Origin of the sequence: Oleomonas cavernae (genome assembly GCF_003590945.1) — a bacterium.
GTDB classification, from domain to species: domain Bacteria; phylum Pseudomonadota; class Alphaproteobacteria; order Zavarziniales; family Zavarziniaceae; genus Zavarzinia; species Zavarzinia cavernae.
In genome coordinates, this window is record NZ_QYUK01000016.1 from 86417 (window position 1) to 105432 (window position 19016).

At 68.7% G+C, this 19016-nt stretch carries 11 protein-coding genes and 1 pseudogene; 5 read left to right on the forward strand and 7 right to left on the reverse strand.

Translation table 11 applies throughout. From position 1 onward, the window contains the following. Positions 1–68: 68 nt before the first annotated feature. The 3 genes from D3874_RS25675 (at position 69) to D3874_RS25685 (ending at position 5503) form a co-directional block, all read left to right on the forward strand. Positions 69–893, forward strand: a complete 825-nt coding sequence (locus tag D3874_RS25675) for an alpha/beta hydrolase (protein ID WP_119782578.1) — start codon at positions 69–71, stop codon at positions 891–893. Positions 894–1079: 186 nt separating this feature from the next. Beyond that, a complete protein-coding gene (locus D3874_RS25680; protein ID WP_119782579.1) occupies positions 1080–2288 on the forward strand; it encodes an efflux RND transporter periplasmic adaptor subunit in 1209 nt (402 codons plus the stop codon). A 32-nt stretch (positions 2289–2320) separates the two neighbouring features. Beyond that, positions 2321–5503, forward strand: coding sequence for an efflux RND transporter permease subunit (locus D3874_RS25685; RefSeq protein ID WP_119782580.1), 3183 nt, complete (start codon positions 2321–2323; stop codon positions 5501–5503). A gap of 34 nt (positions 5504–5537) precedes the next feature. On the opposite strand, the gene D3874_RS25690 is transcribed toward D3874_RS25685, so the two are convergent. The 3 genes from D3874_RS25690 to D3874_RS25705 all read right to left on the reverse strand — a co-directional run bounded on the left by D3874_RS25690 (position 5538) and on the right by D3874_RS25705 (position 11484). Beyond that, positions 5538–8744: a VCBS domain-containing protein gene (locus tag D3874_RS25690; RefSeq protein ID WP_119782581.1), complete on the reverse strand. Its 3207-nt coding sequence runs from the start codon at positions 8742–8744 to the stop codon at positions 5538–5540. A gap of 86 nt (positions 8745–8830) precedes the next feature. Continuing rightward, positions 8831–10720 carry an FG-GAP repeat protein gene (locus D3874_RS25700; protein WP_119782582.1) on the reverse strand — a complete coding sequence of 630 codons (1890 nt, stop codon included), beginning with the start codon at positions 10718–10720 and terminating at the stop codon, positions 8831–8833. Continuing rightward, a complete protein-coding gene (locus tag D3874_RS25705; RefSeq protein WP_158596225.1) occupies positions 10708–11484 on the reverse strand; it encodes an integrin alpha in 777 nt (258 codons plus the stop codon). Before D3874_RS25705 ends, D3874_RS25700 begins: the two co-directional genes overlap by 13 nt. Positions 11485–11644: 160 nt before the next feature. Here D3874_RS25705 and D3874_RS25710 point away from each other — a divergent pair, with 160 nt between their 5' ends. After that, entirely contained in the window at positions 11645–12304 is a 660-nt protein-coding gene (locus D3874_RS25710) for a response regulator (protein WP_119782584.1), read from the forward strand. A 59-nt stretch (positions 12305–12363) separates the two neighbouring features. Continuing rightward, positions 12364–13649: pseudogene (locus D3874_RS25715) on the forward strand (ATP-binding protein). Positions 13650–13655: 6 nt separating this feature from the next. On the opposite strand, the gene D3874_RS25720 reads toward D3874_RS25715, so the two are convergent. The 4 genes from D3874_RS25720 to D3874_RS25735 all read right to left on the reverse strand — a co-directional run bounded on the left by D3874_RS25720 (position 13656) and on the right by D3874_RS25735 (position 18984). After that, positions 13656–14537 carry an acyl-CoA thioesterase gene (locus D3874_RS25720; RefSeq protein WP_119782586.1) on the reverse strand — a complete coding sequence of 294 codons (882 nt, stop codon included), beginning with the start codon at positions 14535–14537 and terminating at the stop codon, positions 13656–13658. A 1-nt stretch (position 14538) separates the two neighbouring features. Beyond that, positions 14539–15675, reverse strand: a complete 1137-nt coding sequence (locus D3874_RS25725) for an acyl-CoA dehydrogenase family protein (protein WP_119782587.1) — start codon at positions 15673–15675, stop codon at positions 14539–14541. A gap of 11 nt (positions 15676–15686) precedes the next feature. Next, positions 15687–16868 (reverse strand): acyl-CoA dehydrogenase family protein, encoded by a 1182-nt coding sequence (locus D3874_RS25730; RefSeq protein ID WP_119782588.1) that lies wholly within the window; start codon positions 16866–16868, stop codon positions 15687–15689. Positions 16869–16932: 64 nt separating this feature from the next. Further along, positions 16933–18984, reverse strand: a complete 2052-nt coding sequence (locus D3874_RS25735; RefSeq protein WP_119782589.1) for a 3-hydroxyacyl-CoA dehydrogenase NAD-binding domain-containing protein — start codon at positions 18982–18984, stop codon at positions 16933–16935. Positions 18985–19016 lie beyond the last annotated feature (32 nt).

Sequence of the window (19016 nt, forward strand, 5' to 3'; positions counted from 1 at the left end):
AGACTTACCTTCCATCGCAACGCAACAGGGCCTTCCCCGCGAGGGCCCGCCCATTCAAGGCCACCGCCATGGAGCCGAATTGCAAGGATGACAGCATCGACTGCGGCGAAGCCGCGTCGATGGCCGTGCGCATCTATCGCAATGCTCAGGTGCCCGCCGCCGGGGCCCTGGTCCTGCACCTGCATGGTGGCGCCTTCATCGGCGGGTCGCTGAACACCGGGCGCGCGGTCTCTACCATGCTGGCCGATGCCGGCGCGGTGGTGATCTCGGCCGATTATCCGATCGCCAGCGGCAATCCGTTCCCGCGGGCGCTGCAATCGCTCTTCAACGTGCTCAAGCGCCTGTACAAGAACCGCACCCAGTGGGCGGGCAAGCACGGCCGGCTGTTCGTCGCCGGCGAGGAGGCGGGCGGCAACCTGGCCGCCGCCCTCGCCCTGATGTCCCGCGACCAGCAGGTGCCCAAACTCTCGGGCCAGATCCTGCTGTCGCCGATGCTGGACCCGATCATGGCCTCGTGCTCGATCCGCGAGGCCGAGGCCGGCCCGGTCGGCTGCAAATGGGCCGACGGCTGGCGCAGCTACCTTGGCACGGCCGACAAGGCCAGCCACCCCTATGCCGCCCCGGTCAATGCCTCGCGCCTGGCGGGCCTGGCCCCGGCCCTGGTGCTGACGGCGGAAGACGACCCGATGCGCGACGAAAGCCTGGCCTATGCCCGATGTTTGGCGGGTGCCGGCATCGCCGTGACCCAGCAGGTCCTCCCCGGCCCCAGCCATTGGCCCGATGCCCTGGGCCACACGGCCTACCCCGAACCCGGTTGGGCCAAGGACGTCCGCGACGCCTTTGCCCGCTTCTTCACCCTGACCACGGCAGCGGCGATGCCAGTGCCCGCCTGACTGCCCACAACAACAGCCCAGGACCCGTCTCCGCCGGCGCGCCACCGCGCCGGATGGCGAAACCGTCTCCGCCTTGCGGCAGGCGCGGGGGGCTCGATCGCAAAATTCAAGGATTTTTACCATGGCCCACACCGCCGACCCCGTTTCGAACTCCCCGTACCGTCGCGTTCAGTAAAGGAGTCCCCCATGTCCAATCCGTCCAAGCGCCGCTGGTGGCTCGCCGGCCTCGCCCTGACCGTTACCGTTGCCGGCGCCGCCCTGGCCGTCCAGGCCAGCCAGGAAAGCGGGCAGGCGCCCCAGGCCGCGGCCCCTGCGCCCCAGGCCCTGCCGGTCTCGGTCGCCGTGGTGGAACAGCGCCAGGTCATCACCTGGGATGAATTCTCGGGCCGCCTGGAAGCCATCGACCGGGTCGAGATCCGCTCGCGCGTCGCCGGCGTGGTCCAGTCCGTGCACTTCAAGGAAGGCGCCCTGGTGGCGGCCGGCGACCTGCTCTACACCATCGACCCGGCGCCCTATGCCGCCGAGGTGGAACGGGCCCAGGCCCAGGTCGCCGCCGCCCAGGCCCGCCTGTCGCTGGCCGCCCGTGACCTCGACCGTGCCAAGGGCCTGACCCTGTCGCAGTCGATCACCCAGCGCGACCTCGACACCCGCGTCAATGCCCGCTCGGAGGCCGAGGCCAACCTGAACGCCGCCAAGGCGGTGCTGCGCGATGCCCAGCTCAGCCTGGGCTACACACAGGTTCGTGCCCCGGTGGCCGGGCGCGTCGGCCGGCTGGAGATCACCGTCGGCAACCTGATCGCCGCCGGTGCCGCCACGCCCCTGTTGACCACGCTGGTTTCGGTCAACCCGATCTATGCCAGCTTCAATGTCGACGAGCAGGTTGTCGCCCGGGCGCTGGGCACCCTGCCCGCCGGCGACGACCCGCGCAATCATCTGGACCAGATCCCGGTCGAGATGGGCACGGCGACCAGCGACGGCACGCCCTACAAGGGCCACCTGCAACTGGTCGACAACACGGTCGACGCCAGCAGCGGCACGATCCGGGTGCGGGCCATCTTCGACAATGTCGACGGCCGCCTGATGCCCGGCCAGTTCGCCCGCCTGCGCCTGGGCCGCGCCGTGCCGCAGCCGGCCCTGGTGGTCAGCGAACGCGCCGTCGGCACCAACCAGGACAAGAAGTTCGTCTTCGTGGTCGGCGCCGACGACAAGGTCGAATACCGCGACGTGACCCTGGGTGCCGTGGCCGACGGCCTGCGCATCGTCACCAGCGGCCTGACGCCGGGTGAACGCGTGGTCGTCAACGGCCTGCAGCGCGTCCGCCCCGGCGACCTGGTCGACCCCCAGCTTGCCGCCATGAACCCCCAGACGCGCGCGGGCGAATACGCCCAGCGCTGATCGAATACTGTCAGCCTTGACGGGAGCGTGACATGAACCTCTCCAAATTCTTCATCGATCGCCCCGTCTTCGCCGGCGTGCTCTCGGTCCTCATCTTCCTGGCCGGCCTCCTTTCCCTGCGGGTCCTGCCGATTTCCGAATACCCGGAAGTGGTACCGCCCCAGGTGGTGGTACGCGCGCAGTATCCCGGCGCCAACCCCAAGGTCATCGCCGAAACCGTCGCCACGCCCATCGAGGAGGCGATCAACGGTGTCGAAGGCATGATCTACATGAGCAGCCAGGGCACCACCGACGGCCTGATGACCCTGACGGTTACCTTCAAGCTGGGCACCGACCCGGACAAGGCCCAGCAACTGGTGCAGAACCGCGTCTCCCAGGCCGAGCCGCGCCTGCCCGAGGAAGTTCGCCGCCTGGGCGTCACCACGATCAAGAGCTCGCCCGACCTGATGCTGGTGGTGCACCTGACCTCGCCCAACGGGCGCTATGACATGACCTATCTGCGCAACTATGCCGTCCTCAACGTCAAGGACCGGCTGGCGCGCATCGACGGCGTCGGCCAGGTGCAACTGTTCGGCTCGGGCGACTATTCCATGCGCATCTGGCTCGACCCGCAGAAGATGGCCGAGCGGGGCCTGTCGCCCAGCGATGTCGTCAACGAGATCCGCGCCCAGAACGTCCAGGCCGCCGCCGGCGTGGTGGGTGCTTCGCCCAGCGTGCCGGGCATCGACCTGCAATTGTCGGTCAACGCCCAGGGCCGCCTGACCAGCGAGGAGGAATTCGGCGACATCGTGGTGAAGACCGGGGCGAATGGCGAGGTCACCCGCCTGCGCGACGTGGCGCGGATCGAGATGGGCGCCTCGGATTACGCCCTGCGCTCGCTCCTCAACAACAAGGACGCGGTCGCCGTGCCGGTGTTCCAGGCGCCGGGCTCCAACGCCATCGCCATCTCCGACAAGGTTCGCGAGGTGATGGCGCAGATCAAGCAGAACATGCCCGAAGGCGTCGACTATTCGATCGTCTACGACACCACCCAGTTCGTCCGCGCCTCGATCGACGCGGTCGTGCACACCCTGCTGGAGGCGGTGCTGCTGGTGGTCATCGTCGTCGTGGTGTTCCTGCAGACCTGGCGCGCCTCGATCATCCCGCTGGTCGCCGTGCCGATCTCGATCATCGGCACCTTCGCGGTGATGCACCTGTTCGGCTTCTCGATCAACGCGCTCAGCCTGTTCGGCCTGGTACTGGCGATCGGCATCGTGGTCGACGACGCCATCGTCGTGGTCGAGAACGTCGAGCGCAATATCGAGCACGGCCTCAACCCGCGCGAGGCGACCTACAAGGCGATGCGCGAGGTCTCGGGCCCGATCATCGCCATCGCCCTGGTGCTGATCGCCGTATTCGTGCCGCTGGCCTTCATCAGCGGCCTCACCGGCCAGTTCTACAAGCAGTTCGCCCTGACCATCGCGATTTCGACCGTGATTTCGGCGGTCAACTCGCTGACCCTGTCGCCGGCCCTGGCCTCCCTGCTGCTGAAGGGTCATGACGCGCCCAAGGACGGCCTGACCCGTTTCCTGGATAAGGCGCTGGGCTGGTTCTTCCGCGGCTTCAACCGCTTCTTCGGCCGCGCGTCGCAGGCCTACGGCACCGGCGTCACCCGCATCGTCTCGCGCAAGGCGGTGATGATGGGCCTGTACCTGGTGCTGATCGGCGCCACCGTGTTCCTGTTCCGCGCTATTCCCGGCGGTTTCGTGCCGGGCCAGGACAAGCAGTATCTGGTGGGCTTTGCCCAATTGCCCGATGCCGCCAGCCTGGACCGGACTGAAGAGGTCATCCGGCGCATGAGCGAGATCGCCCTGGAACAGCCCGGTGTCGAGAACGCCATCGCCTTCCCCGGCCTCTCCATCAACGGCTTCACCAACTCGTCCAACGCCGGCATTGTCTTCGTCGGCCTCAAGCCCTTCGCCGACCGGGAATCGCCCGAGCTGAGCGGGGCCGCCATCGCAGCCGCCCTGAACCAGAAATATGCCCACGTCCAGGATGCCTTCATCGCCATGTTCCCGCCCCCGCCGGTGCAGGGGCTGGGGACCATCGGCGGCTTCAAGCTGCAGATCGAGGACCAGGCGGGCCTGGGCTATGACGCGCTCAACGAGGCGACCCAGGCCTTCATGGCCAAGGCGGCGACGGCCCCTGAACTGGCCGGCCTGTTCTCCAGCTTCCAGGTGAACGTGCCCCAGCTCTATGCCGATATCGACCGCACCAAGGCGCGGCAACTGGGTGTGGCGGTGACCGACGTGTTCGATACCCTGCAGATCTATCTGGGCTCGCTCTATGTGAACGACTTCAACAAGTTCGGCCGGACCTATTCGGTGCGGGTGCAGGCGGACGCCGCCTTCCGCGCCCGGGCCGACGATATCGGCCGCCTGCAGGTCCGCTCCAACACCGGCGAGATGGTGCCGCTGTCGGCCCTGCTGAACGTCGAGCCCAGCGCCGGGCCGGAACGCGCCATCCGCTACAACGGCTTCCTCTCGGCCGACGTGAACGGCGGGGCCGCGCCCGGTTACTCGACGGGCGAAGCGCAGGCAGCCGTCGACCGCATCGCGGCCGAGACCCTGCCCAAGGGCTTCGGCTTCGAATGGACCGAGCTCACCTATCAGCAGATCCTGGCGGGCAATTCGGCGATCCTGGTGTTCCCGGTCGCCATCCTGCTGGTCTTCCTGGTGCTGGCAGCCCAGTACGAAAGCCTGACCCTGCCCCTGTCGATCATCATGATCGTGCCCATGGGCCTGCTCGCGGCACTGACCGGGGTGTGGCTGTCGGACGGTGACAACAACATCTTCACCCAGATCGGCCTGATCGTGCTGGTCGGCCTGTCGGCGAAGAACGCGATCCTGATCGTGGAATTCGCCCGCGAGCTGGAATTCGCCGGACGAACGCCCATCCAGGCCGCGATCGAGGCCAGCCGCCTGCGCCTGCGCCCGATCCTGATGACCTCGCTCGCCTTCATCATGGGCGTGGTGCCCCTGGTGCTGTCGACCGGGGCGGGTGCCGAGATGCGCCACGCCATGGGTGTCGCGGTGTTCTCAGGCATGCTGGGCGTGACCCTGTTCGGGATCTTCCTCACCCCCGTGTTCTACGTCCTGCTGCGCCGGGTGACGGGCAACAAAGCCCTGAAACAGCACGGCGAGGTCCCGCACCTGGCAGCGGCACCGGCTGAGTGACGAAAGGGCCCCGCCATCGGCGGGGCCCTTTCCCCTACAGCAGGAAGTCCGTGCTCGCCAGCGCGGCAACGCCGGCAAGGGTGAGCATGAAATCGGCCACGCCGTTGCCGTCGACATCGCCATAGACCGCGGACGAGCCGGTACCGGCAACATAGCGCAGCTCGCCCGCATGATGACCGAACGCCGCCGTGCCGATGAAGGCAAAGGCCTGGTCGCCCGCCGAGATGCTGTCGGCATCGATGCGGCCGAGATCGAGCCGGTCGCCTTCCGCCGACGAGAAATCGGCCACTGTGTCGGAGGTGGTCTGGCGGGTGCTCAGATCACTCAGCGCATCAAAGCGGAACAGGTCGCCGCCGCCACTGCCGGTCAGGCTGTCGGCTGCCGCCCCGCCCGCCAGCGTGTCGTTGCCCAGGCCGCCGACCAGGCGGTCCTTGCCCCCGAGGCCAAGGAGCAGGTCGTCGCCGGAACCGCCCGTAATGATATTGGCGAGTTCGTTGCCGGTGCCGGTGAAGGCGCCGGCCCCGGTCGCCTTCAGCTTCTCGACATTGGCGGTGAGGGTATAGGCGGCGAGGCTGGTCGAGACGCTGTCGCTGCCCTCGCCCAGCAGTTCCGCCACCAGGTCGCCAACATCGTCCACGACATAGGAGTCGGCGTCGAGGCCGCCTTCCATGCGATCGGCGCCGGTGCCGCCGATCAGCGTGTCGTGCCCGGCCAGGCCCACCAGCAGGTCGTCGCCGGCGCCGCCGGTCAGGCGATCGCTGCCCAGGTCGCCCAGGATCCGGTCATTGCCGTTGCCGCCGGTCAGCGTGTCGTTGCCGCCGCGGCCCTGAAGGTCCGCCGCCGCATAGCTGCCGCCGGTCGAGAGACGCTCGGCCGCGTCGGTGGTCGTGATGCCGGCCAGGGTGACATGGCCGGCGGCGGTGCCGCCCGAAGCACTGGCCACCGCATAGTCGAAGCCGGCCACAGCGCCGGCAGCATTGATGACCAGGCGGCCGTCGACCAGCGTCACCGTGACCCCCACAGCGTTCGAGATGCCGGTAACGGTGAGGGTCTCGCCCGGCACCACCTTGTCGTTGGCGAGCAGCACCGACGCCGCCAGGGCGGAGTCGAGGCCGACCGTCACCAGCAGCTTGTCGCTTGCCGCCGTCACCGCCGCGGTCGCCGCATCGGTGGTGCCGCTGACGGCGAAGGAAAGTTCGGCCGTGTCGGTCGCCCCGTGCAGATCCGCCACCCGATAGGTGAAGATGTCCCGCACAAGGTCGCCGGTGGCGAGCGCCTGGGTCGCCGGGCGGCTGTCGTCGAGCGCATAGCTGTAGCTGCCGTCCGCGTTGATGGTCAGCCGGCCGTAGAGGCCGTCGATACCGGTCGCCCCGCCCACTGCCTGGAAGACGCCGGACGCGGCGCTGGCCCCGGCCCGTGCGGCCGCGACCGTCAGTACCTCGCCCAGGCCTGCCGTGGCCAGGTTCACGTCGCTGTCGTTCGCCAGCACGTTGCCGGTAGCCGGCGGCGCACTGGTCTCGCCCGATCCCGCTTCGCGCAGGGAGGCGCCGATGTCGTCCGCCGCCGCCGGGCCGCTGTTGACGATGTCGGCCGCCGTGAAGGTTCCCGTGGCGAAGGCGACGTGCTCGACGCCGTCGACGCTGTCCGTTCCATCGCCGCCGGCGCGCCGGTCCGCCACGGCGAGCACGCCCGCCGTCTCGCTGATGTCGTAATCGGCCCACGCACCGCCGAAGACCGCGATATCGTCGCCGGCACCGCCGTGGATGGCATCGTCACCCACCCCGCCTTCCAGCGTGTCGTCGCCCGAGGCGCCGTCGAGCGTATCGCCCCCGGCACCGCCCCACAGGTGGTTGTCCTCGACGCCGCCCTTGATCGTGTCGCCGCCGGCACCGCCCACCGCATCCTCGATGCGGGTGGTGGTCGCCGCGGTCAGGCCCGTGGTGATCGCCGCGACGACATTGCTGCTGTCGGCAGTCAGGGTCACCACCGCGCCCCGCCCCAGGGTCGTGACGAGGCCCTGGTAGACCGACTCGTAACCGTTGGCGATCGCGAAGATGGGGATGAGGTTCGCCGCGGTGAGGGCCACCGAAAGCTGGGCAATGGTCGGATAGTCCTCCAGCGCGCCGTTGCCGGGGGTCAGCCCGTCGCCGTTGTTGGGCGTGGTGATGCCGCCGGCGGCACCGTCGCCCGCCTGGTGGAAGGGGGCATCGGTGAAGAGCACCGCGAAACGCGCCGAGTCCGCCCGGTAGCCGACGTCGCCCGCGTGCAGCGCGAGCTGCATCAGGGCTTCGATCTGGGATTCGGGCTCGTCGGCGCCGTTGCGGATCACCATGCCGTTGTAGGTCGCCGTCAGGGCCGCGGTATCGGCCGTCAGGCCCAGCGCCTGGGCATAGACCCATTCCCCCGCCGCGCCGAAAGGCGAAACCGGCTTGTCGATGAAGGTCGAGGCGCCGAACAGGCTGTCCGTCTGCACGCCGCGCAGGGCGGTCACGATGGAAGGCACCAGGCCGCGCACGGTGGCGATGTCGTCGCCGAAGGAACCGCTCAGATCCTGCAGGAACTGGACGTCGAGCGGGCCGGCCGTGGTGCCGCCCTGCCCCAGGTCGCAGGACTGGCCTTCGACGCTGCTGGCGGTCTCGCCCGACAGGTCGATATAGCTGTCGCCTTCGGCCTCGCTGCAATCGATCGTGTCGTGCCCCAGGAAGTCTTCGACATGGGCGGAACCGCCCGAGAGCACATAGCGGTCGTCGCCGCTGCCGCCCGACAGGGTATCGACCCCCGCCCGGGAGACCAGCGTGTCGTCGCCGTCGCCGCCCAGCTCGAGGTCGTCGCCGTCGCCGCCGTCGAGCGTGTCGTCGCCGTCGCCGCCCGACAGCCGGTTGTCGCCGGCATTGCCGACCGCGCTGTGAGCGGTGCCGGTCAGGCGGAGGTTTTCGATATTGGCGGCAATGGAGGTCACGTCGAAGGCGGAGACCACCGTGTCGACGCCGCCCGCAGCATCCTCGATCACGAGGTCGCCGGCATCGTCCACGTAGTAGGTATCGTCGCCCGCGCCGCCGATCATGGTGTCGGCCCCCACGCCGCCATCCAGCGTGTCGGCACCATCGCCACCGGCCAGGGTCTGGTGGCCCGCCGCACCGGCGAGCCGGTTGTCCAGCCCGTTGCCGGTGCCTGTCGTGCCCTCGCCCGACAGTTCCAGATTCTCCACATTGGCGGCCAGGCTGACGCTGACGCCCGCCACCGCGGTATCGCTGCCGCCGCCCGCCAGTTCCGCGACCGTGTCGCCGATATTGTCCAGGATGTAGCGGTCGTCGCCGGCACCGCCCGTCAGCGTGTCCGCCCGGCCCCGCCATCCAGCGTGTCGTTGCCTGCCGTCCCCGTGATGGCGTTGCTGCCGGCATTGCCGGTGCCCGAGCGCGCCGCCCCGGTCAGGACCAGGTTTTCCACCCCGTTGTCGCCCAGTAGGTAGTCGATGCCGGCGATCACCGTGTCGGTGCCTTGGCCCGCCGCCTCGACGATCACGTCGGCGGCATTGTCGACCTTGTAGCTGTCGTTGCCCGCCCCGCCGATCAGCATGTCGGCCCCGGCAGCCCCGTCCAGCGTATCGTCGCCGGCGGTGCCGGTGATCGTGTTGTCGAGCGCATTGCCGATGCCCGAGCGCGCGCCCCCGGCCAGGACCAGGTTTTCGACATTGGCGGCCAGCGTGAAGGCGACGCTTGCTGTGACGGTGTCGGTGCCGCCCCCGGCCAGTTCGACGACGATATCGCCGCCATTGTCGACGCTGTAGGCGTCGTTGCCCGCGCCGCCGGTCAGGGTATCGGCGCCGGCCCCGCCGTCCAGCGTGTCGTTGCCGGCGGTACCGGTGATCGTGTTGGCCAGGGCATTGCCGGTACCCACCCGCGCCGCGCCGGTCAGGACCAGGTTTTCGACATTGGCGGCAAGCGTGTAGTTGATCGAGGCCGTAATGGTATCGGTGCCGCCGCCGGCGGCTTCGGTGACGACATCGCCGGCATTGTCGACCTTGTAGCCGTCGTTGCCCGCACCGCCGATCATGGCGTCGGCCCCGGCGGCGCCATCCAGCGTGTCGTTGCCGGCGGTGCCGGTGATCGTGTTGGCCAGGGCGTTGCCGGTACCCACCCGCGCCGCGCCGGTCAGGATCAGGTTTTCGACATTGGCGCCCAGGGTGTAGTTGACCGAAGCGGTGACACTGTCGGTCCCCTCGCCGGCCAGCTCGCTGGCCTGGTCCAGGGCGTTGTCGACGACGTAGCTGTCGTTGCCGGCGCCGCCCGCCATGACGTCGGCGCCCGTGCCGCCGTCCAGCTTGTCGTCGCCCGCCTCGCCGTTCAGCGTGTCATTGCCCGCGCCGCCTTCGATCGAGTCGTTGCCGCCACCGCCGCTGACCGTGTCGTTGCCGCCGAGCGCCAGGATCGAATCCGCGCTCTCGCCCACCACGTGGGCACCGCCGTAGCCCGGCCCGATGACGTCGTCGCCCGCGGTGCCGTAGATATTCATGTCGGGCTGCCAGCTTGCCGGGGTGAACAGCGTGTAGACGCTCTCGCCCGAGCCGGGCGCCCCGATGATCAGGTCCACCGCGCCGTCGCCGTTCAGATCGGGCCCGACCGAGACGCTGGCGCCCGTCAGGCTGCCCGCCGCCCCCACCACCTTGGCGCCGCCGAACCCCTGGGCCACCTGCGCCAGGTCGATCGTGCCGCTGGACCCGCCCCAGACGACATAGACCGCGCCGGCATCCGAGCCGCCCTCGCTGTTGTTGGCCGCGCCGATCACCAGATCGCCGATGCCGTCGCGATTGAAGTCGCCGCCGCCGGTAACCGACAGCATGTCGAGATCACCGACATCCTCGGCCAGGATACGGTAGCCGCCAACGCCCAGCCGCACGTCGCCCAGGTCGACCTCGGTGCCGTCAGCCTTGCCGAACACCACATAGGCGCTGTCCGACCGGGGCGCCCCCACCAGGATGTCGCCCAGGCCGTCGCCGTTGACGTCGCCCAGGCCCGAAACGGCGGCGCCCGCGTCATCGTCCGTGACGCCCTTGATGCGAAAGCCGCCGACGCCGGCGGCGACATCGGCCAGGTCGACCGCCGTGCCGGTGCCTTTGCCGAAGACCACATAGACGGCGCCCGAATTGTTGCCGCCGGCCTTGGAGTCCGGCATGCCGACCAGGATCTCGGCCTTGCCGTCGCCGTTCAGGTCGCCCACGGTGCGAGGACGCTGCCGACCGCGTCACCGCCATCCGCGCCGATGATCTTGAAGCCGCCGGTGCCCGCGGCGACATTGTTCAGGCTGACCGCGCTGTTCGTGCTCTTGCCCCAGACGACATAGGCCGCACCGGCATCCGTGCCCCCCGCATCATTGCCGGGGGCGCCGACCAGCACGTCGGCCTTGCCGTCACCGTTCAGGTCGCCTACGGACAGGAGGGTGGTGCCGGCGGCGTCGCCCGCCGCCTCGCCCTTGATCACGTAGCCCTTACCGCCGGCGGTGAAGGGATCATTCAGGTCGATGTTGCCCGGCGCGGCCGGCCCCCATAGGACGAAGGCGGCGCCGGCATCGACGGCGGCACCCTTTTCCATACCCGGCGCGCCGACCAGGAATTCGGCAAGGCCGTCGCCATTCAGGTCGCCTGCGCGGCCGACTGCCGCACCGGCCCGGTCGCCGGCGTTCACCCCGTCGATCACGATGTCGGTCAGCGAGTCTCCCAAGGTCAGGGTGGCCCCCGCGGTGATCGGGTCGACATGAATGAAGACACGGCCCGCATCGGGCGCCTTGTCGTCATCGCCAGGGGCGCCGATCATGATATCGGCCCGGCCATCGCCGTTCAGGTCGCCGATGGCGGTCAGCCAACCCGCCACGGGGCCGGTGCCCAGGGTGTTGGAAAAGTCGCCGGGCGCGACGGGCAGGAACTGCGCCGCATTGCCGCTGAGGAGGGCTGCGTCGAGAAAAGCCTTGGTCTGTGGCGCCGGCATCGGGCACTCCTGTCGAACGTCTCCGGCGTGCAGAACAGGGGATGGGCGAAACCGCCCCTTTAGGGATGGCCCGCATGCTCTACCCGCCACTTGTCCGACCTGTAGCCGACGAAACTGAAGCCTGGCTGAAGACGAGAGGGGCCCGCGGGGCTGCGACAAGATGACGTTGCTGCTGATCGAAGACGACCGGATGCTGGGCAAGGCCATCGCCGACGGCCTGCGCCCGCGCTTCCAGGTCGAATGGGTCAAGACCGTGGCCGATGCCGAGGCCGCCCTGGCCACGGACGGGTTCGACCTTGCCGTGCTCGACCTCGGCCTGCCCGACGGCTCCGGCCTCGACCTGCTCAAGCGCGAGCGGCGGCAGGGCAACAAGCTGCCGGTACTGATCCTGACGGCGCGTGACGCAATTCAGGATCGCCTGGCCGGCCTCAACACCGGTGCCGACGATTACCTGACCAAGCCCTTCGACCTCAATGAACTGATCGCCCGCTGCGAAGCGATCCTGCGCCGTGCCCAGGGCCGGGCCTCCCCGCTGATCGAGCAGGGCGATCTGGTTTATGAGCCGGCCGCCCGCACGGCGTCGCTGGCCGGCGAGCCGCTGCATCTGTCGGCCCGGGAGCTTGCCGTGCTCGACATCCTGCTCGCCAACCGAGGCCGGGTGGTCAGCAAGAACCAGATCGAGGAGCGCCTCTACAGCGCCGACGAGGTGGCCGAGAGCAACACGGTCGAGGTGCATGTCTCCCACCTGCGGCGCAAGATCGGGCGGGACAGGATCAGGACCGTGCGGGGGCTCGGCTACATGATGCCGAAACGACCGTGAAGACCTATTCGCTCCGCCGGGCGACCCTGGTCGCCCTGATCGTCCCCCTGCTGCTGGCCGTGACCGTGGTCGCGGGCATCGCCATCTGGCTGGCCCATGAGTCGATATCGGCCCTGCGTGATGATCAGATGCAGCAGGAGGCGGCGTTCATCCTGCTGCTTGCCAAGCACGAGGCGGCCGAGAGCGAAGTGCTCGGCTTCATCGAACCGGCCGACTCCGAAAGGTTGAACCGCCTGCTCGGCGCGCGCACGGGCTTCCGCATCTGGTCTGATACGCTTGTCGTTACCCAGTCGGGGGCGGTCCCGGCCGCCGGGGCACCACCCTCACCCGGGTTCAGCGACCATGTTGCCGACGGACAGGAGTGGCGGCGCTTCGGGCTGCGCCATCCCGAGCTGCCGATCACCGTCGAAGTGGCGGAACCGCAAGAATTGCGCGCGGCGCTGACCTGGCAGGTGGCACGCAGCCTGGGCCTTGCCCTTCTGCTGCTGGTCGCCATCGTCTGCATCATCGCCTATGCCCGGATCGCCGCCGCGCTGCATCCGATGAAGCAGATCTCCCGGGAGATCGATTCGCGCGACGACGACGATCTTCATCCCCTGGGCGGCCATCGCATCCCGGCCGAGATCGTTCCCCTGTTCGCGGCGATCAACCGCCTGCTCGCCCGCCTGCGCGCGACGCTCGACCGCGAACGGGAATTTACCGACAATGCCGCCCACGAGCTGCGCACGCCGCTGGCGGCCCTGAAGACCCGCGCCCAGATCGCCGAACGAGCGCTGGCCGGCGATCCGGCCCGGCAGGAAATCCTGGCCGAGTTGAACGCCGCGGCGGATCGCGCCGCCGGGGTGATCGACCAACTTCTGCTCGTCACGCGCCTCAAAGGCGCCGCCGACCGCTTCGAGCCGGTGGACCTTTCGGCCCTGACGGAGGACATCGCCCGCGACCTGGCGCCCGCCGCGATCGACAAGGATCAGGATTTCACCGCGGACATCGCATCCGCCATCCGGGTGAAGGGCCATGCCGGTGCCCTGGCGATGCTGGTCCGCAACCTCATCGACAATGCCATACGCTATACCCCCGCGGGCGGCGGCATATCCGTCGCCTTGCGCCTCGAGCCGCCGGGGACCGTCGTGCTGGAGGTCGCCGACACAGGCCCCGGATACCCGCGGCCGAACGAAAGCGTGTCTTCGAGCGTTTCACCCGCCTCGCCCATGAAGAGAGCGGGAGCGGCCTGGGGCTCTCGATCGTCGAGCAGGTGGTTCGCCTGCACCGCGGCAGCATCGTGCTGCACGAGGTAGCGCCGCACGGCCTGCGCTGCGAAGTCCGCCTTTCGAGCCTTCTGCCTTAGCGCCGGCTACCCGCGCATCCTGATCAGGCCTTCCTGGGTGACGCTGGCCACCAGGCGGCCGTCGCGGGCGAAGATCTGGCCGCGGTTGAAGCCGCGGGCATGGCCGGCCCAGGGACTTTCCGTCGCATAGAGCAGCCAGTCGTCCGCACGGAAATCCTCGTGCAGCCACAGGGCGTGATCCAGGCTCGCCGTCTGCACGCTGTGCGTCATCCAGCTCACCCCGTGCGGCAGGGTCGAGGTGTGCAGCAGCATCATGTCGGAGGCGAAGGCCAGCACCGCCCGGTGCAGGGCCGGATCGTCGCCCAGCGGCGCCGCCGCGCGGAACCAGCCGCGTTGCTGCGCCGGCCTTGGGCCCCGCACCGGGGGATGCACGATGCGGAATTCGACCGGGCGGGGCTGGATCAGGTTGTCCTTCACACCCGGGCGCAGGCTGTCGCCGTGCTGCGCCCAATAGTCCGCTTCCGACATCAGCGCTTCGGGCAACGGCACCTCGGGCATCGCCGCCTGGTGCGCCATGCCGCCCTCCGGCACCTGGAACGAGGCCGCGAGGTTCAGGATCGGCTTGCCGTGCTGAAGCGCCACCACCCGGCGGGTGGCAAAGCTGCGCCCGTCGTAATCGCGCATGACCTGATAGATGATGGGGTGCGCGGGATCGCCGGCGCGCATGAAATAGGCGTGCAGGGAATGGGCGACCCGCCCCTCCTCGACCGACCGGCTGGCCGAGACCAGGGCCTGGGCGATGACCTGGCCGCCGAACACCCGCCCTTGCATATTGGGGCGGATGGAGCGGGGGCCGCGATAGAGATCGGTATCGATTTCCTCGACATCGAGCAGACGCACCATCCGCTCGACCAGTTCCGCCGCTGTCAGCCCGAACTCGCCATCCATCTCAGTACCCTGCGCGCCTTGCCAGTTGATCGGCGTGATAATCGGCGTCGCCGAACATTTCCGCCAGCACCCGGCCGCGCTTCATGTAGAAGCCGATGCTGTATTCGTCGGTCATGCCGATGCCGCCATGCATCTGCACACCTTCCTGCACCGCGAGCGTGGTCGCAAGGCCGGCCATGGCCTTGGCCACCATCACCGCCTCCTCCGCCCGGGCATCGCCCGCATCCAGCAGTTGCTGGGCCTTGAGCACGGCGGCGCGCGCCACCTCCATTTCCGAATAGAGGTGGGCCGCCCGGTGCTGCAAGGCCTGGAAGGCGCCGATGGTCTGGCCGAACTGCTTGCGCTCCTTGAGATAGCCCACCGTCATGTCCATGGCCCCGGCGCCGACCCCCAGCAACTCGGCCGAGGCGCCGACGCGCACACCGTTCAGCACGCGGGTGAGCGGGGCCCATCCGGCATCGATCTCGCCGATCACCGCATCCGCTTCGACCCGGACACCGTCGAAATCGATCGCCGCCGCCAGGCTGGCATCGGCCAGCCGCTCGGGCTTTGCCTGCAGGCCGGCAGCGCCCTTCTCGACCGCGAACAGGGTGATGCCGTCCATCTCGCCCGCGGCACCGGCGGTGCGTGCCGCGACGACCAGCAGGTCGGCGACGTGGCCGTGGGTGACGAAGCGCTTGGTCCCCGACAGCTTGAAGCCGTTGCCCGAACGCTCCGCCCGCAAGGCCGTCGACGCCGGCCGGTGCTTGGCCCGCTCGTCGATCGCCAGGGCCGCGACCGCGTCGCCCGCCAGGATCGCCGGGAACCAGCGCTCGCGCTGGGCGGCCGAGCCGGCGTTCAACGCCTCGACCGCGCCCACCGCGGTGGCGAGGAACGGCGACGGGGTGAGGTTGCGGCCGATTTCCTCCAGCACCACGCCGGCCTCGACCGCGCCCAGACCCGAACCGCCATGAGCCTCGTCGATCAGGATGCCGGTGAAGCCCATCTCGGCGAACTGCTTCCACAGTGCGGGCGCATAGCCGTTGGGATCCTTGGCATCCCGCAGGGAACGCATGTGGGACACGGGGGCGGTTTCGCCCACGAAGGCGCGGGCGCTGTCGCGGAGCATGGTCTGCTCGTCATCCAGGAACAGGGGCATGGCTATCTCCGTTACGCGCTGGGCAGGTCGAGGATGCGCTTGGCAACGATGTTGAGCTGCACCTCGCTGGTGCCGCCCTCGATCGAATTGGCCTTGGTGCGCAACCAGGCCCTTGGGGCCGCGCCCCCCTTGGAGGCCTCGCTCTCCCATTCCAGTGCGTCGGAACCGCCCGCCGCCATGATCAGCTCGTGCCGCGCCTTGTTCAGCTCGGTCCCGTAGTACTTCATCATCGAGGGCTGGGCCGGATGGGCCTTGCCGGCCTTCAGCTCGTCCATGAAGCGTTCGGCCATCGCCTTGAAGGCCGCCGCGCGCACCTCGAACAGGGCGATGCGCCCGCGCAGCACCGGCTCGTCCAGCCGGCCCTGCTCGTCCCGCCCCACGGTCTTCAGCGCAGTTTCGGGCAGGAACTTGGCGGTATCGCCCAGGCCCATGCCGCTGATCATCTCGCGCTCGTGACCCAGCAGGTATTTGGCGACGTCCCAGCCCTTGTTGAGCTCGCCGACCAGGTTCTCCTTCAACACCTTCACATTGTCGAAGAAGGTCTCGCAGAACGGCGAATAGCCCGAGATCAGCAGGATCGGCTTGGTCGAGACCCCGGGCGAGGCCATGTCGAACAGCACGAAGCTGATGCCGTTGTGCTTGCTGCTCCTATCGGTGCGCACCAGGCAGAAGATCCAGTCCGCCTTGTCGGCATAGCTGGTCCAGATCTTCTGGCCGTTGACCAGGAAATGGTCGCCCATGTCCTCGGCGCTGGTCGCCAGGCTGGCGAGGTCGGAACCGGCGTTGGGTTCGGAATAGCCCTGACACCAGCGGATCTCGCCGCGCGCGATCTTCGGGAGATGTTCCTGCTTCTGCGCCTCGTTGCCGTATTTCAGCAGGGCCGGCCCCAGCATCCAGATGCCGAAGCTCTGCAGCGGCGAGCGGCAGCCGAGCCTCGCCATCTCGCCGCGCAGGATCTTGGCCTCCGCCGGGCTCAGGCCCCCGCCGCCGTATTCCTTGGGCCAGTCGGGCACGGTCCAGCCCCTGGCCGCCATCCGGTCCAGCCACAGCTTCTGGTCGGGGCTGGAAAACTTGGCGTTACGCCCGCCCCAGCAGGCATCGTCCTCGCTGCGCACCGGCTGGCGCATGGCGGGCGGGCAGTTTTCCTCCAGCCAAGCCCGCGTCTCAACACGGAAAGTTTCCAGGTCGCTCATCGTTTTCTCCCCGCCCCCTAAGGCGTCATCCCGGCCTTGAGCCGGGATGACGATATTGGATTGCTCAGCCGTTGAACCTGCCGCCCTGGGCGGCCTTGTCTTCCAGCAGTTTCGACAGGCTGAACTCGGGGCCCAGCAGGGCGGCGTGCCGCTTCAGGCCCTCGACGATCTTGGCCAAGCCGATGGTGTCGGCCCAGAACATCGGCCCGCCGGTGAAGACCGGCCAGCCATAGCCGTTGATCCACACCACGTCGATGTCCGAGGCCCGCTGGGCCATGCCCTCTTCCAGGATCTTGGCGCCCTCGTTCACCATGGGATACAGCAGGCGTTCCAGGATCTCCTGGTCATCGATTGCCCGCGGCGGCTTGCCCGACTGGACGATGAAGCCGGCGATGATCTCCTCGACCTCGGCCGAGGGCGTGCCGCGGCGGTTCTCGTCGTAATCGTAGAAACCCTTGCCGGTCTTCTGGCCGCGGCGGTCACGCTCGCACAGCACTTCGCGCACGGTGGAACTCTTCGAGGCTTCCTTGCTCCAGCCGATGTCGAGGCCGGCCAGGTCGGCCATCTGGAACGGCCCCATGGGGAAGCCGAAATCGGTCAGCACCCGGTCGACATCCCAGGGCTTGGCCCCTTCCAGGATCAGCTTCTGCGCCTCGCGCTGGCGCGGCGAGAGCATGCGGTTGCCGATGAAGCCGTAGCAGACGCCCGAGACCACCGCGATCTTGTTGATCTTGCGCGACAGCGCCATGGCCGTCGCCAGCACCGACTGCAAGGTCTTGGCCCCGCGCACGACTTCCAGCAGGCGCATGATGTTGGCGGGCGAGAAGAAATGCAGGCCCAGCACGAACTCGGGCCGCTTGGTCATCGCTGCGATCTCGTCCACGTTCAGATAGGAGGTATTGGAGGCCAGGATCGCGCCCTGCTTCACCACTGCATCCAGCTTGGTGAACACCTCCTTCTTGATGTCCATGTTCTCGAACACCGCCTCGATCACCAGGTCGCAGTCGGCGAGGCTCTCGAAGGACAGGGTCGGGGTGATCAGGGCCATGGCCGCCTCGACCTTTTCAGGTGTCAGGCTGCCGCGCTGGGCCAGGCGTTCATAATTCTTGGCGATGGTGGCAATGCCGCGGTCGAGCGGCGCCTGCTCGCGCTCCAGCAGGGTCACCGGGATCCCGGCAGAGAGGAAATTCATCGCGATGCCGCCGCCCATGGTGCCGGCGCCCAGGATGCCCACCTTGTTGATGGGGATCAGCGGCGTGCCTGGCCCCAGGTTCTCGATCTTGTTGGCCGCCCGCTCGGCAAAGAACAGGTGGCGCTGGGCTTTGGACTGGTCGCCCGCCATCAGCTTCAGGAACAGCTCGCGTTCCCTGGCCATGCCGGCGTCGAAGGGCAGTTCCACCGCCGCCTTCACCGCCTGGATCGCCGCCTCCGGCGCCTCGAAACCGCGCAGTTTGCGGCCCTGCTCGCGGCGGAAATTGTCGAACACCGCCGGATCCTTGACCGCATCGGCCAGCCTGTCGGTGCGCCTGGACGATACGGGCAATGGCTTGCCGACCACCTCGCGGGCAAAGGCCACCGCTTCCTCGGGCAACTTCCCCTCGCTTACGACGCGATCGACCAGGCCAATCTCGGCGGCCTTTTTGGCATTGATCGGATCGCCGCCCACCACCATGGGCAGGGCCGCCGCGACGCCCACCACGCGGGGCAGGCGCTGGGTGCCGCCGGCGCCGGGGATCAGGCCCAGCTTCACTTCCGGCAGGCCCAGCCTGGCCGAGGGCACGGCCACGCGGTAGTGGCAGGCCAGCGCCACCTCCAACCCGCCGCCCAGGGCGGTGCCGTGGATGGCGGCGATCACCGGCTTTCGGCTGTCCTCGAACAGGTTGATGACCTTGTTGAGGTCCGGCCCCATCGGCGGCTTGCCGAATTCGGTGATGTCGGCGCCTGCAAAGAATGTAGTGCCGTCACAGCGGATCACCACCGCATCGATCGACGCATCCGCCGCGGCGGCCTCGATCCCGGCCAGAAGGCCCTGGCGCACCTTCTGGCCGAGCGCGTTGACCGGCGGATTGTTCGACACGATGACCAGGACATTTCCCTGGCGCTCGGTGGTGATCATGCTTTCTCTCCCCCGCCTTGCTTTTGCTTTGC